Here is a 19,535-nt window from a genome sequence, read left to right as displayed (position 1 = left end):
GGTCAGACGCCGCCGCCCGCCCTCTTCGGCGCACCCGGCCGGATCGGTGAGTTCCCGCTCATCTCGCGGGCGATGAAATCCTCGATGTCGAACAGGTTGTCGCCGGCACGCTCGACGATGGTGAGCAGGGTGTGCATGCTCGCGACCTCCTCGACCTGTTCCTCCAGGAACCACTGGATGAACCGCTCGCCGAGGTAGTCGCCGGTGTCGCGGGCCGTACGGGCGAGCTTCGTGATCTGTTCCGTGACGACGCGTTCCCGTTCCACCGCCAGAGCGACGGGGGCGCGCACCGAATCGAAATCGGTGACCACGTCGTCGATGCCGGGGACGGTCACTTCGAGGTTGTTGTCGATCAGGTACTGGATCATCATCAGCGCGTGGCCGCGCTCCTCGGCGGCCTGCGAATAGAACCGGCGAGCCAGTTGCGGCAGATCGTGCGAGTCGAAATAGACGGCCACCGCGATGTACTGCTGGGACGCGGTGAACTCGTTGCGGATCTGCTGCAGCAGGAGGGCGTGGAACTCGGTGGGGGTCTTCGTCGCCGATTGAGACATGAGTGTCAGTTTACGGGCGTCGGTCACGGTCCGGTGGTGACCAGTTCGGCCGGGACCTGACGGTCGTTCGCCAGCGCGTCGAAGAACTGCGACGCCCGGTCGTGATCCCAGAGCAGCACGTTCCCGGCACCGTCGACGTCCTCGAAACCGCCCACGGGGACGGTGGTGGTGACCATGTCGCCGCGTACCGCCCAGGCGAGTGCGGCGAGGTGCCAGATGTGGTCGCTCTCGTCGACACGCAGCGATGCGGCGGTGTCGGTGACGAGCGGCCAGACGCGGAACGGGTTGAGCCACGTCGCGGGGCTGGTGGCCTTCGACATCAACGCCGCCATGAACATCCGCTGATGGTTCATCCGGTCGATGTCTGCGAGCGCGGTCGCGCGGCTGCGGACGAAGCCGAGGGCCTGCGCCCCCGTCAGTTCCTGGCAGCCGGATGCGAGGTTGATCCCCGCGAGCGGATCGTCGATGGCGGTGTCCAGGCACATGTCGACGCCGCCGATCGCGTCGACGATGCCGGCGAAACCACCGAATCCGATCTCGGCGTAGTGGTCGATGTGCAGACCGGACGCCTCCTCGACCGTCTGGGTCAGCAGTTGCGGACCGCCGAACGCGAACGACGCGTTGATCTTGTCCTCGCCGTAGCCGGGGATCGACACGTACGAGTCGCGCGGGATGCTCACCATCGTCGCCGGGCCGCCGCCGCTGGGGACGTGCACCACGATGATGGTGTCGGTGCGGTCGGGGCCGCTGTTGCCGCCGGTCGACAACTCCTGTTCCTGCTCGGGGGTCAGCCCGGTACGGCTGTCCGAACCGACGAGCAGCCAGTTCGTGCCGGGGGTGTCGTCGATCCGGCCGGGGTAGTCGGCCACGGCGTCGATCCGGTTCAGCGAACTGTCGAGGTAGTACGTCATGCCCGCGAGCGCCAGGACCAGTACCAGGAACAGGATGCCGATGCGCCGGCCCCAGTTCCGCTTGCGCTTGGGACGTCGCTGCCCCGGGGGCTCCGGGGTCCGTGGCGGTGCGAGCGGCGGCGGCGGTGGTGGCGTGCGAGGGGGACGCCGGTCGGGCACCCGAGGCGGCGGTGGCGGCGCGTCGCGGTACGGCTGCGGCGTCTGGGTGGGCGCATAGCCGCGCGGACCCTGCGGCGGTGCCGACCGGGACAACTGCGGTTCGGGGGCCTGCGACCACGCCTGCTGGGGCGGCGGGGCGCCCCGACCATCGCGGCGGATCACCTGGGTGCCCTCCGGCGGCGGCGCCGGGGGACCCTGCCGGGGAGCGGGGTGTCGCGGGCGGGGCGCAGGAGGTCCCTGTTGCGGGGGACCTTGCGGTGGCACCCGCCGCGTCTGCGGAGGAATCCGCTGGTCAGGCGGCGGCATTCGGCGGTTCGGGGGCGGCGGCACCTGCTGCCCGCCCTGCGTCCGCCGGGGCGGACGGGGCGGCAGCGGAGGATAGGGGGCGTCGCCGGTCACCCACGCGACTTTACTGGTCCCGCCGGATTACGGAATCCAGCCGACGTGCCCGCGCAGGGCGGCGTAGCCGACGAACGCGACCGAATCGATGGTGGCGTGGGCGATCACGAGAGGCCACAACCGTCCAGTCTTCTGCCAGTACCGGCCGAACACGAGACCCATGGCGACGTTTCCCAGCCCGCCACCGAAACCCTGGTAGAGGTGGTACGTCCCGCGGAGCACCGCCGACGCGAGCAGCGACGAATTCTCGCTCCACCCGAGTTGCCGCAGCCGGGTGATCAGATATGCGACGACGAGCACTTCCTCCGCGCCGGAGTTCGCGATCGCCCACAGGATCAGGGCCGGCAGCCGCCACCAGTGATCCCCGATCGTGCTGGGCACGACGGTGAGGTTGGCGCCGATTGCGCGGGCCAGCAGGTAGAAGCCGAGCCCGGGCAGACCGATCAGTGCGGCGAGCCCGACACCCTGCGTCGCGTCGGGACGCCACCGGGGCCGGCCGAGCCCGACGGCGCGCGGGCCGAGGCCGCTGCGCCACAGGAGGTACAGACCCAGCGCGCCCCAGGCGAGAAGTTTCACGACGCCGAGCAATTGCCGGGCGACGTCGATGATCTGGTTCTCCGCGCGGGAGACATTGAGGGCGACGGCCTGATCGGCGAGGTTGCCCGGGGTCAGCAGCGATTCGGACAGCGACAGCAGTCCCGACAGTCCGCTCGTCCCGAACGTGACGAGCAGGACGATCGTGATCTCGATCCACAGGGCCCGCCGCTCACTCCCGGTGGCCGGCGGAGCGGCCGGTTCGGGTGAGGCGGGCCGTAGCCAGGAGGCGAGCGTTGCACGCGAGATCACGCGGCACACGCTAGCGCGCGCCGAACCGGAATGCCGATCAGCCGCGCGCGCGGAGTCCGTTCACGAACGGGCATCCCACCAGCAGCCGGATCGCCCTGCTCAGCGCGACGGCGTCGTCGACCGGCGCGGAGAACGGCATCCAGATGTCGCGGTCGCCGTGGTCGTTCTCGACGCGCAGTCGCAGTCCGTACCGGTCGATGCCCAGCGGGCGGACGCGTCCGCGTCGCATGTGGGGCGGCAGTTTGCGGGACAGCATGTCGATGAGGTCGCGGTGGTCCTCGTCGAGGTGCTGGAGCCAGGCGGTCTCCATTTCCCAGAACGGGTCGGGCCGGGCGGCGAGCAGGTCGTCGAGGGCGACGGGTTCGGCGCCACTGGAATCGGCGACCACCGCCGATTCGAGGCGGAGTTGCAGCAGCGTCGCATCGTGCCCGACGTCGAGGAGTCCGGGGTGCGGGTACTCGGAGGCCACCTCGTCGGCCAGCGTCCGGGTGTGTGCCTCGCAGAGCGCGTGGAGGTTGCCGCGCAGCCAGACGAGTGACCGCACGGGCTCACGCAGCGCGAGTGGTGAGTTGTCGGTCAGCTCGAGCACAGCGGGGATCCCGCCGCCACCGGCGAGCCAGGACAGCGTGGCGGCCGCCGATTCGGTGGGCACGGCGACCACGACGTCGCCGCTGGACCGCAGGTGGTGTACCGACGTGACGGTCGGTGCGCTGCCTTCGACGGCGAGTACCGCGTCCTGGGTCCGTGCGCACGAGCTACGCACACGCTCGGCGGTGGACGGACCGGTGGTCGTGACGGGCATGGAGCCTCCTTCAGGGTTCCGCAATACTGAGGTAACCCTAACCTAATGTGGGCCGGTCGGCGATGGCAAGACCCCGAGACGAATCCGGTCCACGAGGTGGGCATTACGGTGGGGAGGTGGCTATACCTCTCTCCCTCGGTGTCCCGCGCTCCCGTGGACCGCAGTCGTTGCTCGCCGAACTTCTCAGCGGATCCCAGGACACCGGCCCGGCCGCAGGCGGCGCGCTCGGACCGCGGGTCGTTCCGGCGTCCGCACTGCTCGACGCCGCCGGGACCGACGCCGGCCGCATCATCGTGGGTCTCGACGTCGACCCCGCCGTTCTCCGCACCAGCGAGCAGGCCTCCTACGAGGCGGTCCGGTTCCACCTCGACTGCCCCGCGGGCCAGCTCGGCGACGCGGTCGCGCTCCGGCTGCCGTCTCCGCTCGCGGTGTTCGTCACCGCCGACGGCAGCGACGACCCCGGTCTCGCCGAGACGGCGCAGCAACTCGCGGACGCCGGCCGCATCCCGGGCCTCGCGAGCGGGCGCGGCATCGGCGAGGTCGCCGACTTCCTGGCCGTCCTCGCGCACGCGGACGTCGGGTATGTGGCGAGGGCACGCGGCACGGCCGAGGTGCTCGCGCTCCTGTCCGGGACGGTCGCGTCCCTTCGCGGCGACGATGTGCGGGCGGCGCTCGCGGCACCGGATCCGACGAGGCTCACCTCTCTGATCCCCGAGGCCGCGGAGGCCGTCCGCGAGGTCCTGCTGGGGGTCGAGGTACACGACCCGGCGCTCGTCGCCCGTGAGCTGGCGGACACGGGTCTGCGGTAAAACATTCACCGCCAATGCGCCGGTCCGTCAACGCTCGGTGCGTAATCTCGTAGGCGTGCCAAAGATCGCGTATTTCGGACCCTCGGGAACCTTCACGGAGATGGCGCTCGCCCAGCTCGAGGCCGCGGGTGCCTTCGACGGCCCGGTCGAGCGGGTAGCCGCGACGAGTCCGCCCGCCAGCCTGGCCAAGGTGCGCGACGGCGTCGTCGACGGCGCCGTAGTTCCCATCGAGAGCTCCGTCGAGGGGGCCGTGGTGCCCACCCTCGACTCGCTCGCGCTGGGCGACCGCCTGCAGATCGTGGCCGAGACCGAGCTCGACGTGGCGTTCACGATCCTCGGCGGGGCCGGCATCGAGCGGCTCGATCAGGTGCGCACCGTGCGGGCGTACCCGGTGGCGGCCGGCCAGGTGCGAATCTGGCTGGAGGAGAACTGCCCCGGCGCCGAACTCCAGACGGCGTCCTCCAACGCAGGCGCCGCCGAGGACGTGGCGAACGGCCTCGCCGACGCCGCCGTGTCCACCGCCCTCGCCGGCGAACGGCTCGGGCTGCGCAGCCTCGCCGACGGCGTGGCGGACGAGAAGAGCGCCCGCACCCGGTTCGTTCTCGTCACCGCGCCGACCCAGGTGCCCGCACGCACCGGCGGCGACCGCACCTCGGCCGTGCTCGAACCCCACAACACCCCCGGCTCCCTCGTCGGTGTGCTCTCCGAGTTCGCGACCCGCGGAATCGATCTCATCCGGATCGAATCGCGCCCGGTGCGCACCACCCCCGGCTTGTACCGCTTCTTCGTCGACTGCATCGGGCACATCGACGACCCGCTCGTCGCCGAGGCGTTCCGTGCGCTGCACCGCAAGTCGCACGTGCGGTTCCTCGGGTCCTGGCCCGCGGCGAACCCCAGCGGCCCGCCGCCGCCGTCCGACGGAGACGCAGCGGACTGGATCGAACGAATCCGTCAGGGAGAGAGGGAATCGTGAGCGGCAAGCTGATCCTGGTCCGGCACGGGCAGACCGAGGCCAACGTCGAGCGCAGGCTCGACACCCGGCTGCCCGGTGCCCGGCTGACACCCGAAGGGCTCTCCCAGGCCGAACGACTGGGCACCGACCTCGCCGCGAAGGCGACGACGGTCGCCCTCGTGTCCTCGCAGGCACTGCGCGCCCGGCAGACGGCGCGATTCGTCGAACTGGCGTCGGGCATCGCCGTCCAGGTGCGGGAGGGCCTGCACGAGGCACAGGCCGGTGAACTCGAGGACCGCAGCGACGAGGAGTCGCACAAGCTGTTCATGAAGACGTTCCACCTGTGGCACACCGGCGAACTGGACGCCCGGGTCCCCGGCGGGGAATCCGCCCACGACATCCTCGAACGGTATGTGCCGGTCGTGGACTCCTTGCGTGAGCAATACCTCGACGACCCGGCGGAATCGGGAGACGTCGTGCTGGTCAGCCACGGCGCCGCCATCCGGCTCGTGGCAGCGCAACTCGCCGGAGTGCCCGGGTTGTTCGCCGCCAACAATCATCTGGCCAACACGCAGTCGGTGGAGCTGACACCACTCGCGGGCGGCGGCTGGGAGTGCGTGCGCTGGGGAACCGTCGAGCCACCGTTCGAACACCGGGTGATCCCCGGCGCCGACGACCCGATGGGGTGACGTCGTTGCGCGCACCCTGGGGTTGCGCGACGATGGAGGAAACCGTCCTCGAGGAGTGACGGCGGTGGATTGGTTCGTTGGCGATGACTATTCGCTCGGTCGGCTGCTCGTCACCGAGGGGCTCGCCGCGATCTATCTCGTCGCGTTCGTGGCTGCGAGAAACCAGTTCAGGCCGCTCGTCGGCAGCAACGGGATGCTGCCCATCCCGAACTTCCTCCACGCCGTCACATTCGGACGTTCACCGAGCATCTTCCATTTCCACTACTCGGACCGATTCTTCGAGGCGGTCTGCTGGACCGGCGCCGGACTGTCCCTCGCCGCGCTGCTCGGTCTGACGCAGGTCATCCCGCTCGCGGCGTGCATGTTCGTGTGGTTCGCCCTGTGGGTGCTGTACCTCTCGATCGTCAACGTCTCCCAGATCTGGTACAGCTTCGGCTGGGAGTCGTTGCTGCTCGAAGCGGGTTTCCTCGCGATCTTCCTGGGCAATGCGTCGGTCGGTCCGCCGATTCTCGTGCTGCTCGTGCTGAGGTGGTTGCTGTTCCGCCTCGAGTTCGGCGCCGGGCTGATCAAGATGCGCGGCGACCGATGCTGGAAGGACCTCACCTGCCTGTACTACCACCACGAAACCCAGCCGATGCCCGGACCGTTCAGCTGGTATTTCCACCAGCTGCCGAAGCCGCTGCACAAGGTGGAGGTGCTCGGCAACCACTTCGCCCAGTTGGTGGTGCCGTTCGGGCTGTTCGCGCCGCAACCGGTCGCCGCCGTCGCCGCGACGATCATGATCGTCACCCAGCTGTGGCTGGTGGCGAGCGGTAACTTCTCGTGGCTGAACTGGACGACCATCGTGCTGGGACTGTCCGTCATCCCGGACAGCGTGTACGAGAAGGTGCTGCCCGTCGACGTCCCGGCCGCCGGCGACTCGGCGCCCATGCCCTTCGTCGTGCTGGTGATCGCGGTGACGGCTCTCGTCGTCGTGTTGAGCTACTGGCCGATCCGCAACTTGATCTCCCACGGGCAGCGCATGAATGCGTCGTTCAACAAGTGGCATTTCGTCAACACGTACGGCGCGTTCGGCAGCATCACCCGGGTGCGTTACGAGGTGATCGTGGAGGGCACGTCGGACACACACGCCAGTGTGCGTTCCGAGTGGAAGGAGTACGGGTTCAAGGGGAAACCGGGAGACGTTCGCCGGCGACCGCGGCAGTTCGCGCCGTATCACCTGCGGCTCGACTGGTTGTTCTGGTTCACGGCGATCTCGCCCGGCTACGCCGAACCGTGGTTCCGGGGTTTCGTCGAGAGGCTGCTGCGGAACGATCGCGACACCCTGAAGCTGTTGCAGTACAACCCGTTCCCGGAGGAACCGCCGAAACACGTGCGTGCGCGCATGTACCGGTACGAATTCACCACCTGGAAGGAGCGCCGCGAGACCGGCGCGTGGTGGAAGCGGCAACCGGTGTAGGTCAGCGGAGCCGGTCGGCCAGCGACTCCAGCGCCTGCCGCAGGCGCTGCGGGGTGCCGGGGCTGAGCGACGACCACGCCACCCCGTGCGCGGAGACACTGGACGTGCCGACGATGCGTCCCGCCGACGTGTCGAAGACCGTGACGGGCCCACCCACGGGGTCGTACCGTCCGTCGCCGTAGACGATTCCGACGATCTCGGCGTAGGTGGTGCAGGCTGCCATCGCGTTGCCGAGGACGGTCGCGTCGACCGCGCTCACCCCGAGTGCGGTGAGGGCGGCGGCGAGCGACTTGCCGTCCCCGCCCTGATCGAAGGCTTCGCCGAGCTGCACCGTGGGTGCGTTGACGACGCCGACGTTCATCGGGTCGGCGGCCCCCAGCGCTCCGATGACGGGGGCGAAGATGTCGGCGCCCGCATCCTGCACGACATACGTGTCGCCGGCGCGCAGGGCCAGCACCGAGAGGGTTTCGCCCTGGGAGATGCACAGCCTCGAGATGATGCCGTCGACGTACCAGCGCAGGGCGATCTCCCACAGCGGTCGGGCGAGAACCCGGAGGCGGTCTGCGAGTTCGGGGTGAACCCCGCCGCCCGGGAGCAGATCCCGGGCGGCGAGGGTGTCGACGGCGCCGCGGAACGCTGCGTCCCTGGCGTCGTACGTGTCGTACCGCGGGGTGGCGTCGAGCACCACCGGCAGCACGTCGAGTGCGAGCGTGTCGACGAGATAATCCATTTCGTCGAGGCTCAGGGTCACCGCCGGGAGGGTCGGTACGCCCGGCTGGGTGCCCAGATCGATCACCGTCCGGACTCCCGGTGGTCGGGGTTCGCACCGATGACCGACGGTATGACGGTGCGCCCGTCGGAGAAGTGCTCGAAGTTCTTCAGGTAGTCGGGGGTCTCCCGCTCGTCCTCGTCCTGTGAACCCGCCCCGGCCGCGCCGCGCCCGACCGTCATCGGTCCGCTACCGGTGGCGCCGCGCGCCGCCGCAGCCGGGTTCACTTCGGCGCGAACGTCTCCGATCACCCCGCCGGGTGCGGTTGCCGGTGCGCCGGGCCGCGCGCCCTGGCCGCCGTCCGTCTTACCCCAGCCTTCCGGCAGGGTCGCCCCGCCTACGGCGCCGGCGCCGATCGCACCGACCGAGGTGCGGGCTGCCGCAGCACTGGTCGAGGCAGAGCCGCCGCCGTACGCGCCACCGGACATCATCGGCGCACCGCCCACCATCGGGGTGACGCCGCCACCGGTGACCGCGGACAACGCCGCGCCACCGATGTTGCTCGCCGCCGACGTGGCGGTGGAGACCGTGGTGCCCGCGATGCTGCCGACCTGCGACGCGGCCGTGGTGACGGCCGGGTTCTGGCCGGCGGCCATCAGTGCGGCAGCCGCGGCACGGGTCGGATCGAATTCACCGTCGGACGGGATTTCGTCGAACGTCCCGACCTCCTTCGAATCGGCCTTCGTGACGATCCGAGGGGGCTGCCTGTACGTGCGTTTGAGCGCCAGGATGTTCGACGCGGCCTCGTAACCCTCCATCACGAGACCGGCGCGAATGTCCATCGCGCGGTCCGCGGCTTCCGCGGCCGCGGCGGTGCCGTTGAGCGCGCCACCCGTCGAATACGCGGTGGCCTTCGCGGTCTTCACGGCGACGATCTCGGGGATGCTGGGCATGATGAGCGCGGCAGTGGTGTAGGCGCCGGCTTCGAGCCCCGCTTTCGCTGCGGTGTCCGCGGCGAGTTCGGCGCATTCGGCCGTCCACACCGTGAACGGCGTGATCTTCGCGAGCGCCGCGACCGCCGAGACACCCTGCCAGCCGGCCGCGAGTTCGGCCATCACGCGGACCAGCGTGAGGTTGGCGTCGACGAAGCTCGTGGACAGCGCCGTCCACGCCGCGCTCGCCACGCTCAGCGGCACCGGGCCCGCGCCGGCGGCGAGGGTGGTCGAGTTGACGGTCGCCCCTCGGGGCAACCAGATGACACCTGTCAGTCCCATGGTCATGCTTGATCTCCTAGTGGTCTCGAGGCGCCGGCCGTCACATGCCCGCAGCGAGGGACGCGCCGAGCGCGAGGTCCTCGGCGACGTACAGCGCGGCCTGGGTGCGGAGCGTGTTCGCGGTCTCGCGCATCTCGAGAATGCCCTGGGCGACAGCGGGAGTGAACGTGTTGGCAACGGTGTTGAAGTAACCTGCCGCGTGCAGAGACACCTCTTCGCTCCCGGAGGGCAGCACGCGGATGGCCGCGGAGTTGAGAGCGACCGCGGTCTCGAGACGCGCGGCGAGCGCGTCGAGTTCCACGGCGGCGGCGACAAGAGCTTCAGGTGCGACGTGCAGAGCTGGCATGGCGTCGAACTCCTTCTTGACCTAGGCAGGCGGAAGGCAGTTGCCCCCCGGCAAACGAACTGCATGTGCAGCTGTCCCTACACACTTGGACGCTGCAACGCGCTCTTCGGTTCCCCCCGATCCCGAGAATTTCTTCTCGGGAAAACCGTTCATCCCCAGCCGAGCTCGTGCAAGCGATCTTCTTCTATCCCGAAGTAGTGCGCAACCTCGTGTATCACGGTGACGGCTACCTCGTGGACGACTTCCTCCTCCGAACTGCAGATTTCGAGGAGGGCGTCGCGATAGACGGTAATCGTATCGGGCAGCGATCCGCCGTAATGGCTGTCCCGTTCCGTCAGCGCGATCCCGTGGTAGAGGCCCAGAAGATACGGGTCCTCGTCGTTGCGGTCGTCGACGAGGACGACGACGTTGTCGATCGCGGCCGCGAGCTGGGGTGGGATCAGATCGAGTGCGTCGCCCACCAATTCCTCGAATCGGTCGGGCGTCATGCTCACCGCCACATCAGTTCCCGGGGACCGGCGCGGCGCCGGGAAGCGGCGTCGGTATCGACCTGCCCTCCGGGACCGGCGGCGGCGGCACGGGTGCCGCGCCGTTGATGAGGATCTCGCCCTTCGCCGAACCGGTGATGGTCGAGAAGCCGCCGGCGTCGGTCTCCTTGCCCACCGAGCAGTTCACCCGCCTGCTGCCCGCGAGCCAGCTGTCGAGTTCCAGGTTGTCCCAGAACAGCGTGAGCGTCTTGTTCCGCAACGCGTCGGCGGAACCGAGGTACTCGTTGGCGGCCTGCGTGCACACACCCTCGAGGTACTTGTCCTGGTCTTCGACGGTCGGCATCGACGCGGGGAACTGGGTGGCCAGGTCGACGACGGAGATCACTTCGAAGGCGTGGGGTTGCGCGCAGTCGACGGGATCGGTGGGCACGTTCTGGTTGATGCCGATGCAGGTGCCCGGATCCCAGATGTTGGATTGGTCCTGCTCGGCCACCTTGCCGGTGAACGGCAGCAACGTCCCTGCGGTGCTGGAGAATTGGAGACCGCACCGTAGTGTCCGCTCGCCCGCCGCCCAACCGGACTCGCTGGGGAACATGAGACCCACGCTGAACTTGCCGTACGGATCGAACTTCGCGCCGAGGTAGGTGTCGACGGCGGGCACACAGTGTTCGTCGCGCAACGCGGCGAACCGCAGCGCACCCGGGTAACGCGAACCCGGACCGAACTCGGCGCCCGGGTACACGCTGAGATCCAGCGGCGCCGCCACCTCGAACCGGTGTTCCTCCGAGCAGTCGACCTTCGCGACGTCCTTCCGGTCCTCCTGCGGATCGTTCGACGGCGTCCAGTCGAGGCAGTCGCCTGCCGCCGCCGAAGCGAACGCGTCACCCTCCACCGAACCCGTCGCCTGCGGTCCGGAACCGGTGGAGTGCGCGGGGAGATTCTCGCTGCGGTTGAAACCGCCGGCGATCGCGAACGTGGCGATCGCCGCCACCACGGCACCTGCCGCGACGGCCGCGAGCGCGCGACGCGTCGTGGTCGCGGACATGCTGCGGGGCGCCTTCTCCGGTTGCCCGGCATTCTTCGGCTGGGGTTCGGCGCCGTTCGACTGATCTGAGGACATCGATTTCCATAATGCCTGTTCCGATCGTGGAAGCAGAACAACTCCCGCAATCGGCTCGAACCTGGCGTAACTTCGACGACCATGAGTGACGATCCTCAGCAGTCCGCCGAGCCGGTGGATCCTGAACTGCAAGAGCTCGCCGGGCGCGTGTTCGACACGGCACGATCCGGTGACGCCGTGTCCTTGGCCACGTACCTCGACGCGGGCGTCCCGGTGAACCTGGCCAATGAGAACGGCGACACCCTGGTGATGCTGGCCGCCTACCACGGTCACGCCGTGGCCGTTCAGGTCCTGATCGACCGCGGCGCCGACGTCGACCGCCTCAACGACAAGGGACAGTCTCCGCTGGCAGGGGCGCTGTTCAAGGGTGAGGACGCCGTGGTGCGGACCCTCGTCGCCGGCGGTGCCGACGCCACGGCCGGCCACCCGACCGCCGTCGACGCCGCCCGCATGTTCGGCCGCGAGGACCTTCTGAGCCTGCTGGAACCGAAACCGGAGTGAGCCGCTCAGCGGCGCCCGGTAGGGTTTGAAGCCGTGATTGACCTGAAGTTCCTCCGCGAGAACCCCGACGCCGTCCGCGAGTCGCAGCGCACCCGTGGCGAAGATCCCGCCCTGGTCGACGCATTGCTCGAGGCCGACGCGTCCCGGCGCGCCGCCGTTCTCGCCGGCGACAACCTGCGTGCCGAGCAGAAGGCGTTCGGCAAGAAGGTCGGGCAGGCGTCCCCGGAGGAGCGTCCGGCGCTGCTCGAGGGCTCGAAGGAACTCGCGGCCAAGGTCAAGCAGGCCGAGGCCGAGCAGCACGAGGCGCAGGCCGCGCTCGACGCCGCGCACCGGGCGATCTCCAACGTCGTCCAGGAGGGCGCCCCCGCGGGCGGCGAGGACGACTTCGTCACCCTCGAGACGGTGGGCGACATTCCCGCGTTCGACTTCGAACCCAAGGACCACCTCGAGCTGGGTGAGTCGCTGGGGCTGATCGACATGGAGCGCGGCGCGAAGGTTTCCGGCGCTCGTTTCTACTTCCTCACCGGCTTCGGCGCGATGCTGCAGCTGGGAATGCTGCAGCTGGCCGCGCAGAAGGCGATGGCCAACGGCTTCCAGATGATGATCCCGCCGGTGCTGGTGCGGCCGGAGATCATGGCGGGAACCGGGTTCCTCGGCGCCCACGCGGACGAGATCTACCACCTCGCCGACGACGACCTGTACCTCGTCGGCACGTCCGAGGTCCCGCTGGCCGGGTACCACTCGGGCGAGATCCTCGACCTCGCCGACGGCCCCAAGCGGTACGCGGGCTGGTCGACGTGCTTCCGCCGCGAGGCCGGCAGCTACGGCAAGGACACCCGCGGCATCATCCGGGTCCACCAGTTCGACAAGGTGGAGATGTTCACGTACTGCAAGCCCGAGGACGCCGACGCCGAGCATCAGCGATTGCTCGCGTGGGAGCGCGACATGCTCGCCGCCATCGACGTGCCGTACCGGGTGATCGACGTGGCCGGCGGCGACCTGGGGTCGTCGGCGGCCCGCAAGTTCGACTGCGAGGCCTGGGTGCCCACGCAGCAGTCGTACCGCGAGCTCACCTCGACGTCCAACTGCACGACGTTCCAGGCGCGTCGTCTCGGTGTGCGGTACCGCGACGAGAACGGGAAGCCGCAGACGGCCGCGACCCTCAACGGCACCCTCGCCACCACCCGGTGGATCGTCGCCATCCTGGAGAACCACCAGCAGTCCGACGGCACCGTGCGGGTGCCCGAGGCGCTCGTGCCGTTCGTCGGGACGGATGTCCTGAAGCCATAACGCAGGCTCAGGATTTTTGGGAAGGCTACCCTTGCGCGAACGACGAAATGATGTAACCCTTACCTAATCGAGTTGGTAAGGAGCTCCACATGTTCGTGTGCATCTGCAAGGCAGTGACGGAAGACGAAGTGCACGAGCACTGCGCCGCCGGAGCTGACAGCGCGGATGCCATCGGTGAGCGTTGCGGCGCCGGATGGGGATGTGGGACCTGCGTCGATCGGTTGAAGGAGATTCTGGAGCGGTCGGCCGCGAACAGCGTGGCCGCGTGACGAAACCGCAGCACAACTGAATCCCGCGATTCTCTACATCGCGGGATATTGCCGGTGGTACGTTCGCCTCAACCGGGGCGAACGGAGAAGTCATGCGCGGCGACGACGAAGTAATTGCTCTTCTCAACGAACAGTTGACCAGTGAGCTGACTGCGATCAACCAGTATTTCCTGCACTCCAAGATGCAGGCCAATTGGGGCTTTACCAAACTGGCGGACAAGACTCGGGCGGAGTCCATCGAGGAGATGAATCACGCCGAGATCCTCACCGACCGGATCCTGTTTCTCGAGGCGCTTCCGAACTATCAGAAGCTGCTGCCGCTGCGTATCGGGCAGGACCTGCGCGAGCAGTTCCATTCCGACCTCTCCATCGAAGTCGAGGTCGTCGAGCGCCTGCGTCCGGGCATCCAGATGTGCCGCGACAAGGGCGATGCCACGTCGGCGAAACTGCTCGAGACGATCCTCGGGGAAGAAGAGGATCACATCGATTACCTGGAGACGCAGATCGAACTGATGGACAAGATGGGCGACCAGCTCTACATGGCCCAGCTCGTCGATCAGCCGCCGACCGTCGGATAGGCCGAAAACGGGGTGACACCCCCGGTGCGGAGTGCGAAACTGGGCGCGTGAGATATCCCGCCGCCCAGCCTTGACCCAGTTCGCAGCGTTCTCTCGCCGTCCGCGTGGTCGGCTACGTGTCCACGCGCGACCTCATCCCGCTCTACGGTCTGTACGACCTGCTGTTCGCCGACCACGGACTGAGCGTCGGTCAGATCTCGTCGCTGTTCGTCATCTGGTCGGTCGTGTCCTTCGTCGCGGAGGTGCCGTCCGGCGCGTGGGCCGACACCGTATCTCGACGTGGCCTCCTGGTGTTCGCATCCGTGCTGTACACGGCCGGATTCACTGTATGGATCGTCGTGCCGTCGTACGCGGGATTCGCCGCCGGATTCGTGTTGTGGGGCATCAGCGGCGCCATCCAGTCGGGCACGTTCGAGGCGCTGCTGTACGACGAACTCGTGGCGCGCGGCGCTGCCGGTGACTTCGCGAGGTTGCTCGGCTACGCCAACTCCGGCGCCATGGTGTGCAACCTTCTCGCGACCCTGACGGCGGCGCCGCTCTACATCCTCGGCGGATATCCACTGGTCGGGTGGGTCAGCGTCGGCGCGACCGTGGTCCACGGCTGTTTCGCCCTGCTGCTGCCCGCGGCGCCGAAGGTCGAGGAGGCGGACGAGACTCTCGAAGCCACGGACGAGCGACGGGGACTCGGTGCCCGGTACGCCTCGATGCTGCGGGCCGGCCTCGGCGAGGTGACGCGCGAGGCGGTGGTCCGGCGCGGAGTGCTGCTGTCGGCAGTGCTGATCGCGTTCCTGGCGTTCGACGAGTACTTCGGGCTACTCGCGCGCGACGGTGGAACGGCGACGGCGTCCGTACCGCTGCTCGTCGCGATCACGGTGAGCGGTCAGGTCGTCGGCACAGCACTCGCCGGACGCACGGCCTCGATGCGTGCCGTGACGATGGGGCGGGCCGTCGCCCTCGCCGCGATCCTGCTCGGCGGGGGAGCGCTGCTCGGCGGTGTCCCCGGATTCCTCGCGCTCGGCGTCGGCTACGGCATCCTCGGCAACGCGATGATCGTGTCGGAAGCGCGCGTGCAGGACGCGATCACCGGTCCCGCACGCGCCACCGTCACATCGGTGGCCGGACTGTTCGGTGAGGTGGCCGCGGTGCTGATCTACGCGGGCGTCGCCGTCGGATCCCTGTGGCTGACGGTCACGACGCTCGTCGCGGCACTCGCCGTTCCGGTGCTGCTGTCGGCGGTCCTGGTACGTCGGTGGCTGCCGCCCGTCCGAGCCGACGCCCCCTCAGCCGGGTGAATGTACCCTTCGACGCCTCAGGTGCGCCGAAGGATACATTCGCCCTCACACGAGGGCGTAGGCACGAACCCGCACCGCCGCGCGAGCGGGTTTCATACTGTCGAGAGTGCCGACGAACACGCGCTGGTTCAGCCAGCCGTGGGGGCCCTCGGGCGCCGACAGTGAGATCGACGAGAAGGCGTACCGGTTGCCTTCCCCGGTCTCGTCCACCAGCACCTGATTGCGGACGGTGACGACGGCGCCGTCGTCGGTTCGGAGTTCGTACAGCGCGTCGAGTTGCTCGAGCCCGTCGGGCCGGATCAGTTGCCGATCCGCCCCACCTGCGACCACCGTCCCTCTGACTCGAGGGCCTTCGAACGATCCACCGGTGATCGGGACGAGGCGACGCTCACCGAGCGATGACATGCCGAGCAGCTGCCGCTCACCGACATCGAGGATCGCTTCTAACGCGAACTCCAAGCCTGATCGTCTGCGGCGGTCAGCGGCAGTCGAAACTTTCGGCTCGCTCGATATCACCGGATCCGGCGTAGCGCGCTACCTGCGGGAACGGGCACAGCGGCCGAGTCCTACCGGGGTTCCACGACGGTGGCACTTCGGGGTTTGCACCGCCAGGATTCCCGACTCCGCGGGCAGTCGCGATGATGGAGTCGGGTGCTCGACCATTCTCGACCCAGTCCACCAATGCGGACAGCCCGTCGTACTGGTCGGTGGACGGTCCACCTCGTGAATGCCCCATTCCGGGGACCCGGAAGAAACGCGCGAAGTCCGAGGTCGTATCGCCGTACTTCGCTGTCAGAGATTCGTACCAGCGAGTGGTGTCGTCGACAGAGAAGACCGGGTCCGAAGCCCCGTGCACGACAACCATTTTGGCTCCCCGCCCGCGGAGTTCATCGAGGTCGGTGGGGTCCGGCGGAGTCATGAACGACATCGCGCTCTCGGTGTATGTCGAGTCGGTATCGCTGATCTTGCCGGCGTCGGCGTCCATGTCGAACCCGAGCGCTATCGCCCGGGTATCGGCCAGCGCGCCGGGTTCGGAGGGTGGTGTGGTGAAGATGAATGCTGCGGAGGGGTCGCGGTTGGTGATGGAGTTCACGAACTCCCACTGTGCCCAATCCTCGCTGATCAGTCCCGGATCGTAGGGGAAGGTGGAGTACAGCGCCTCGCCGCGGGAGTTCACGGCGCCTGCGAAGACGTTGGACACGGCGAGCGTCTGCTCCCGGGAGAGGCAGGCACCGTCGAATTCACCTGTGCAGGTGGGTACGTCGGTAGCGAGGTCGAATGCGGTGGCGCATCCTCTGACGTCGTGGACGAGCCCGTCGTCGGCACCGTCCAGGTTGTCGCATTCGGCCAGGATGGCCTGCGCGACAATCGCACGTGCGGTGGGGTCGAAGGCCGACTCCAGATTGTCGGGATCCGTTGCCGCGGCGGCATACTGCTGGGCACCGTACATCTGGGCGACGCTCGCCTTGGGAAGGTTGAATCCAGGTGCCCCGGCGAGATATCCGTCGTACTGATCGGGCAGACGGCTGGCGGCGACCATGGTGTGTCGACCGCCGTTGGATGTTCCACCGATGTACGAGTGGTCCGGAGCCTTGCCGTACGCCGTTGTGATCAGGGCCTTCGCCATGGGAGTCAGGGAGGCCACGGCCTGATACCCGTAGTCGAGCCGGGCCTGGGGGTCGATGCCGAAAAGCGGGTTCTGTTCGGCGGTGTGGCCGGCATCGGAGCTGATCACCGCGAATCCCAGGTCGAGGGCATTAGTGGTGGGACCACCGCCGCTGACTGCGCCTACCGCGGGAGGGACATTCCCGTCGATGCCGCCGTTTCCCTGATAGAAGAATCTGCCGTTCCAGTCTTCGGGTAGTCGCATTTCGAACCCGATGGCGTAGCGCTGGCCGTCGACGGGGCTGACCCGTTCGTTCATCTTTCCGGTCACCGTGCAGTGGGCACGGATGTCGTGGCCACCGACGGTCAGTTCTCCCGCCGGAGTCGGCTTCGACTCTGTGAGAGTGGTATTGGTGAATTCGAAGCGAGTGCCGAGGTCCGCGCATCCGGTCAGGACGGCGCCGACCGCGGGTGACATACGTGGAATGGAGCCCGCCGCCGCGTCCTCCGCCGGATCGCCGCACGAGACGGCGACGAGGGACACGACGGCAAGCGCGGTCAACACGGTTGATCTGCCCATGGAAGTCCTTTCCAGGCAACTCTCGCAGAAAGCGATGGTGTCGATACGAAGGGACAGCCGAAAACCGTTCAGGCTGCGGGGATGTCGTAATTCGGGCTCGCATCGGAGATGAGGTAGCTCATGGAAAAGGGGCACTCCTTTGCGACACGGATCACACTACACGTCAATGATTGAGAATGTTAACAATTGAGAGCAATCATCGATATTTGTCGACGCGGATGCTGTGGAGCGGAGTGAAAGCCGGCAGATACCGGAACGGGGCAGGCGAACGTACCCTTCGACGCCTCAGGTGCGCCAAAGGGTACGTTCGCCCGCCGGGATCAGAGCTTCGTGGACCGCAATTCGTGGCCCTTGGACGTCTTGCAGCGCCCCGATTCGAGGTCCCACTGCCAGCCATGCAGGTTGCAGGTGAGGTTGGTGCCGTCTACGACGCCGAACTTCGACAGGTCGGCCTTCAGGTGCGGGCACCGACGCTGGATCTCGTACCCGCCGAGTTCGATCGACGCGGAGTCGTCGTGGGCCTCGGCGAACCAGCCGTCGGCGTACGCGATGCGCTCGTCGGTGAGGCACTTGAAGAACGTATAGAGGAACTCGTTGTATCCGCCGACGCGCCACGCCTCGAAGCGGGTGGACAGGAAGATCGTGTTCACCCAGTCGGGCTCGTCGTCGCGCAGCACCGTGCGCACCAGCTCGGGGGCGATCCGGAAGCCGTAGCGGTACTTGCCGTCCTTCTCGCCGCGGGGGCGGACGGTGCGCTGCGGGAAGTCGAGGACGACGGTCTCGTCGCCCATCACCAGGCCGACGGGGTAGCCGATGCCGTCGCAGATCAGGTCGGACTGCTTCATGATCGGCTCGAACTTCGCCTTGAGCGCCTCCAGCAGCGGCTCACCCTCGGCGGGGGCCCACGTGGCCTTCTCGGCGGCGAGGACCGGCGCCATGCGCTTCGCCATGTCCTCGATGTACGCGGCCTTGTCGGCGAAGATCTTGTCGACCTCGGCGTCCGGGATCGGGTGCGTGAGCGTCAGCTCGCCGCCCTTCAGGTCCGCGGTCGACCCCGGGATCATCAGGATGCCGCCGTCGTTGCCGTGGATCCGCATCTGCTCGAGGAACGTGATCTGGTCGGGGAAGATGTTGCCCTCGTCGCCCCGGTCGTCGTTCAGGTAGCGCAGCGCGTCGTCGAGGAACACCGGCGGCCCGGCGGACGGCACCACCCACGTGGCCGCGACCTGCTCGATGTAGCTGCGGCAGCGGTCCATGCCGCGCTGACGCTTCTGCTTGCCGAAGTTGGCCTTCGTCTTGGTGGGGATGTCGTAGACCATCGGGTACCAGATGGCGCCCGAGTACTGCAGCAGGTGGATGTCGATCTTGCCGAACTCGTCGTGCAGGACGTCCATGTCGACGGGGCGTGCGTCGTTCATGTTGAAACACGTGGTCTCGCCGTCGGACACCACGAGACCCGAGTCGCCGATCGGACCGTCCGCGGGGGCGCGCAGCGCGATGATCATGATGTCGAGGTCACCCTTGGGGCCGGTGACCTTGTGTTTGACCGAGTCCTCGGTCTCGAAGAACTTGTGGAAGCCCAGCGCCTCGAGTTCACGCTTGAGGTCCGGCACCGGGTAGTCGGGAAGCAGGACCGTCGCGTCCTTGTTGACGTGCTTGCTCAGGTTCTCCGGGTCGAAGTGGTCCTTGTGCAGGTGCGACACGTACAGGTAGTCGCAGTTGCCCAGGGTGTCCCAGTCGAGCTGGGTGTTGTCCGGGAACGGGAACCAGGACCCGAAGTACGCGGGGTTCACCCAGGGGTCGCACAGGATCGAGCCTGCCTCGGTCTGGATGTGGAATCCGGCGTGTCCGACGCTGGTGACCTGCACTGGTATGCCTCCTGGGAGCTGAGCGACTGTTCCAG

21 protein-coding genes are annotated in these 19,535 nt (G+C 68.0%); 9 read left to right on the top strand and 12 right to left on the bottom strand.

The annotated features are described in order from the left end of the window. Positions 1–2: 2 nt before the first annotated feature. The 4 genes from ACNJ7E_RS33350 to ACNJ7E_RS33335 form a co-directional block, all read right to left on the bottom strand. The gene (locus ACNJ7E_RS33350) at positions 3–554 is read right to left on the bottom strand and encodes a ferritin (protein WP_280781899.1); all 552 of its coding nucleotides are present in this window, start codon (positions 552–554) and stop codon (positions 3–5) included. 23 nt (positions 555–577) lie between these two features. Then, positions 578–1,786, bottom strand: a complete 1,209-nt coding sequence (locus ACNJ7E_RS33345; RefSeq protein WP_418341914.1) for an LCP family protein — start codon at positions 1,784–1,786, stop codon at positions 578–580. 264 nt (positions 1,787–2,050) lie between these two features. Then, positions 2,051–2,869 carry a CPBP family intramembrane glutamic endopeptidase gene (locus ACNJ7E_RS33340; protein ID WP_418341913.1) on the bottom strand — a complete coding sequence of 273 codons (819 nt, stop codon included), beginning with the start codon at positions 2,867–2,869 and terminating at the stop codon, positions 2,051–2,053. 37 nt (positions 2,870–2,906) lie between these two features. Next, on the bottom strand, positions 2,907–3,671 hold the full coding sequence (locus tag ACNJ7E_RS33335) for a DUF2470 domain-containing protein (protein ID WP_007298301.1): 765 nt from the start codon (positions 3,669–3,671) through the stop codon (positions 2,907–2,909). A gap of 116 nt (positions 3,672–3,787) precedes the next feature. On the opposite strand from ACNJ7E_RS33335, the gene ACNJ7E_RS33330 reads away from it, so the two are divergent. The 4 genes from ACNJ7E_RS33330 to ACNJ7E_RS33315 are packed head-to-tail and all read left to right on the top strand — an operon-like array spanning position 3,788 to position 7,580. Beyond that, positions 3,788–4,480, top strand: a complete 693-nt coding sequence (locus ACNJ7E_RS33330; RefSeq protein ID WP_280781896.1) for a hypothetical protein — start codon at positions 3,788–3,790, stop codon at positions 4,478–4,480. Positions 4,481–4,535: 55 nt separating this feature from the next. Next, complete coding sequence (pheA, locus tag ACNJ7E_RS33325) at positions 4,536–5,453, top strand: prephenate dehydratase (protein WP_105414044.1); 918 nt, start codon at positions 4,536–4,538, stop codon at positions 5,451–5,453. Then, positions 5,450–6,121: a histidine phosphatase family protein gene (locus tag ACNJ7E_RS33320; RefSeq protein WP_009477110.1), complete on the top strand. Its 672-nt coding sequence runs from the start codon at positions 5,450–5,452 to the stop codon at positions 6,119–6,121. Before pheA ends, ACNJ7E_RS33320 begins: the two co-directional genes overlap by 4 nt. Positions 6,122–6,176: 55 nt before the next feature. After that, positions 6,177–7,580, top strand: a complete 1,404-nt coding sequence (locus tag ACNJ7E_RS33315; protein WP_280781895.1) for a lipase maturation factor family protein — start codon at positions 6,177–6,179, stop codon at positions 7,578–7,580. A gap of 1 nt (position 7,581) precedes the next feature. Here the strand turns inward: ACNJ7E_RS33315 and ACNJ7E_RS33310 are convergent, their stop codons facing one another. The 5 genes from ACNJ7E_RS33310 to ACNJ7E_RS33290 all read right to left on the bottom strand — a co-directional run bounded on the left by ACNJ7E_RS33310 (position 7,582) and on the right by ACNJ7E_RS33290 (position 11,517). Then, a complete protein-coding gene (locus ACNJ7E_RS33310; RefSeq protein ID WP_418341912.1) occupies positions 7,582–8,376 on the bottom strand; it encodes an ESX secretion-associated protein EspG in 795 nt (264 codons plus the stop codon). Next, positions 8,373–9,569, bottom strand: coding sequence for a PPE domain-containing protein (locus ACNJ7E_RS33305; protein WP_418341911.1), 1,197 nt, complete (start codon positions 9,567–9,569; stop codon positions 8,373–8,375). Before ACNJ7E_RS33305 ends, ACNJ7E_RS33310 begins: the two co-directional genes overlap by 4 nt. Positions 9,570–9,603: 34 nt before the next feature. Next, complete coding sequence (locus tag ACNJ7E_RS33300) at positions 9,604–9,909, bottom strand: PE family protein (protein ID WP_144284647.1); 306 nt, start codon at positions 9,907–9,909, stop codon at positions 9,604–9,606. Between the two features lie 149 nt (positions 9,910–10,058). Further along, complete coding sequence (locus tag ACNJ7E_RS33295) at positions 10,059–10,409, bottom strand: metallopeptidase family protein (RefSeq protein WP_009477115.1); 351 nt, start codon at positions 10,407–10,409, stop codon at positions 10,059–10,061. A gap of 1 nt (position 10,410) precedes the next feature. After that, positions 10,411–11,517 carry a septum formation family protein gene (locus ACNJ7E_RS33290; protein WP_418341910.1) on the bottom strand — a complete coding sequence of 369 codons (1,107 nt, stop codon included), beginning with the start codon at positions 11,515–11,517 and terminating at the stop codon, positions 10,411–10,413. 81 nt (positions 11,518–11,598) lie between these two features. Here ACNJ7E_RS33290 and ACNJ7E_RS33285 point away from each other — a divergent pair, with 81 nt between their 5' ends. From ACNJ7E_RS33285 to ACNJ7E_RS33265, 5 genes are all read left to right on the top strand, one after another. Further along, positions 11,599–12,018: an ankyrin repeat domain-containing protein gene (locus ACNJ7E_RS33285; RefSeq protein WP_418341909.1), complete on the top strand. Its 420-nt coding sequence runs from the start codon at positions 11,599–11,601 to the stop codon at positions 12,016–12,018. A 33-nt stretch (positions 12,019–12,051) separates the two neighbouring features. Continuing rightward, the gene (serS, locus tag ACNJ7E_RS33280; protein WP_418341908.1) at positions 12,052–13,308 is read left to right on the top strand and encodes a serine--tRNA ligase; all 1,257 of its coding nucleotides are present in this window, start codon (positions 12,052–12,054) and stop codon (positions 13,306–13,308) included. Positions 13,309–13,397: 89 nt separating this feature from the next. Next, positions 13,398–13,577 (top strand): (2Fe-2S)-binding protein, encoded by a 180-nt coding sequence (locus tag ACNJ7E_RS33275; RefSeq protein WP_009477119.1) that lies wholly within the window; start codon positions 13,398–13,400, stop codon positions 13,575–13,577. A 92-nt stretch (positions 13,578–13,669) separates the two neighbouring features. Further along, entirely contained in the window at positions 13,670–14,155 is a 486-nt protein-coding gene (bfr, locus tag ACNJ7E_RS33270) for a bacterioferritin (RefSeq protein WP_280781890.1), read from the top strand. A 104-nt stretch (positions 14,156–14,259) separates the two neighbouring features. After that, positions 14,260–15,447 carry an MFS transporter gene (locus ACNJ7E_RS33265; RefSeq protein WP_418341907.1) on the top strand — a complete coding sequence of 396 codons (1,188 nt, stop codon included), beginning with the start codon at positions 14,260–14,262 and terminating at the stop codon, positions 15,445–15,447. Positions 15,448–15,492: 45 nt separating this feature from the next. Here ACNJ7E_RS33265 and ACNJ7E_RS33260 read toward each other — a convergent pair whose 3' ends face one another. From ACNJ7E_RS33260 to ACNJ7E_RS33250, 3 genes are all read right to left on the bottom strand, one after another. Further along, positions 15,493–15,906, bottom strand: coding sequence for a DUF3237 domain-containing protein (locus ACNJ7E_RS33260; RefSeq protein ID WP_418341906.1), 414 nt, complete (start codon positions 15,904–15,906; stop codon positions 15,493–15,495). A 19-nt stretch (positions 15,907–15,925) separates the two neighbouring features. Beyond that, positions 15,926–17,632, bottom strand: a complete 1,707-nt coding sequence (locus ACNJ7E_RS33255; protein WP_418341905.1) for a tannase/feruloyl esterase family alpha/beta hydrolase — start codon at positions 17,630–17,632, stop codon at positions 15,926–15,928. Positions 17,633–17,952: 320 nt separating this feature from the next. After that, positions 17,953–19,500 (bottom strand): Rieske 2Fe-2S domain-containing protein, encoded by a 1,548-nt coding sequence (locus ACNJ7E_RS33250; protein ID WP_418341904.1) that lies wholly within the window; start codon positions 19,498–19,500, stop codon positions 17,953–17,955. Between the last annotated feature and the right edge of the window lie 35 nt (positions 19,501–19,535).

Source organism: Rhodococcus mengyinensis (assembly GCF_048381435.1).
Lineage (GTDB): Bacteria > Actinomycetota > Actinomycetes > Mycobacteriales > Mycobacteriaceae > Rhodococcus_F > Rhodococcus_F opacus_D.
The sequence above is the reverse complement of the archived record's forward strand: the minus strand, read 5'-3'. Positions and strand labels throughout refer to the sequence as shown.

What these genes read in the sequence shown, in the direction of transcription:
- ACNJ7E_RS33350 (WP_280781899.1), bottom strand. Translation starts at nt 554, where the DNA reads ATGTCTCAATCGGCGACGAAGACCCCCACCGAGTTCCACGCCCTCCTG.
- ACNJ7E_RS33305 (WP_418341911.1), bottom strand. Translation starts at nt 9,569, where the DNA reads ATGACCATGGGACTGACAGGTGTCATCTGGTTGCCCCGAGGGGCGACC.
- ACNJ7E_RS33335 (WP_007298301.1), bottom strand. Translation starts at nt 3,671, where the DNA reads ATGCCCGTCACGACCACCGGTCCGTCCACCGCCGAGCGTGTGCGTAGC.
- ACNJ7E_RS33300 (WP_144284647.1), bottom strand. Translation starts at nt 9,909, where the DNA reads ATGCCAGCTCTGCACGTCGCACCTGAAGCTCTTGTCGCCGCCGCCGTG.
- ACNJ7E_RS33255 (WP_418341905.1), bottom strand. Translation starts at nt 17,632, where the DNA reads ATGGGCAGATCAACCGTGTTGACCGCGCTTGCCGTCGTGTCCCTCGTC.
- ACNJ7E_RS33290 (WP_418341910.1), bottom strand. Translation starts at nt 11,517, where the DNA reads ATGTCCTCAGATCAGTCGAACGGCGCCGAACCCCAGCCGAAGAATGCC.
- bfr (WP_280781890.1), top strand. Translation starts at nt 13,670, where the DNA reads ATGCGCGGCGACGACGAAGTAATTGCTCTTCTCAACGAACAGTTGACC.
- ACNJ7E_RS33285 (WP_418341909.1), top strand. Translation starts at nt 11,599, where the DNA reads ATGAGTGACGATCCTCAGCAGTCCGCCGAGCCGGTGGATCCTGAACTG.
- ACNJ7E_RS33275 (WP_009477119.1), top strand. Translation starts at nt 13,398, where the DNA reads ATGTTCGTGTGCATCTGCAAGGCAGTGACGGAAGACGAAGTGCACGAG.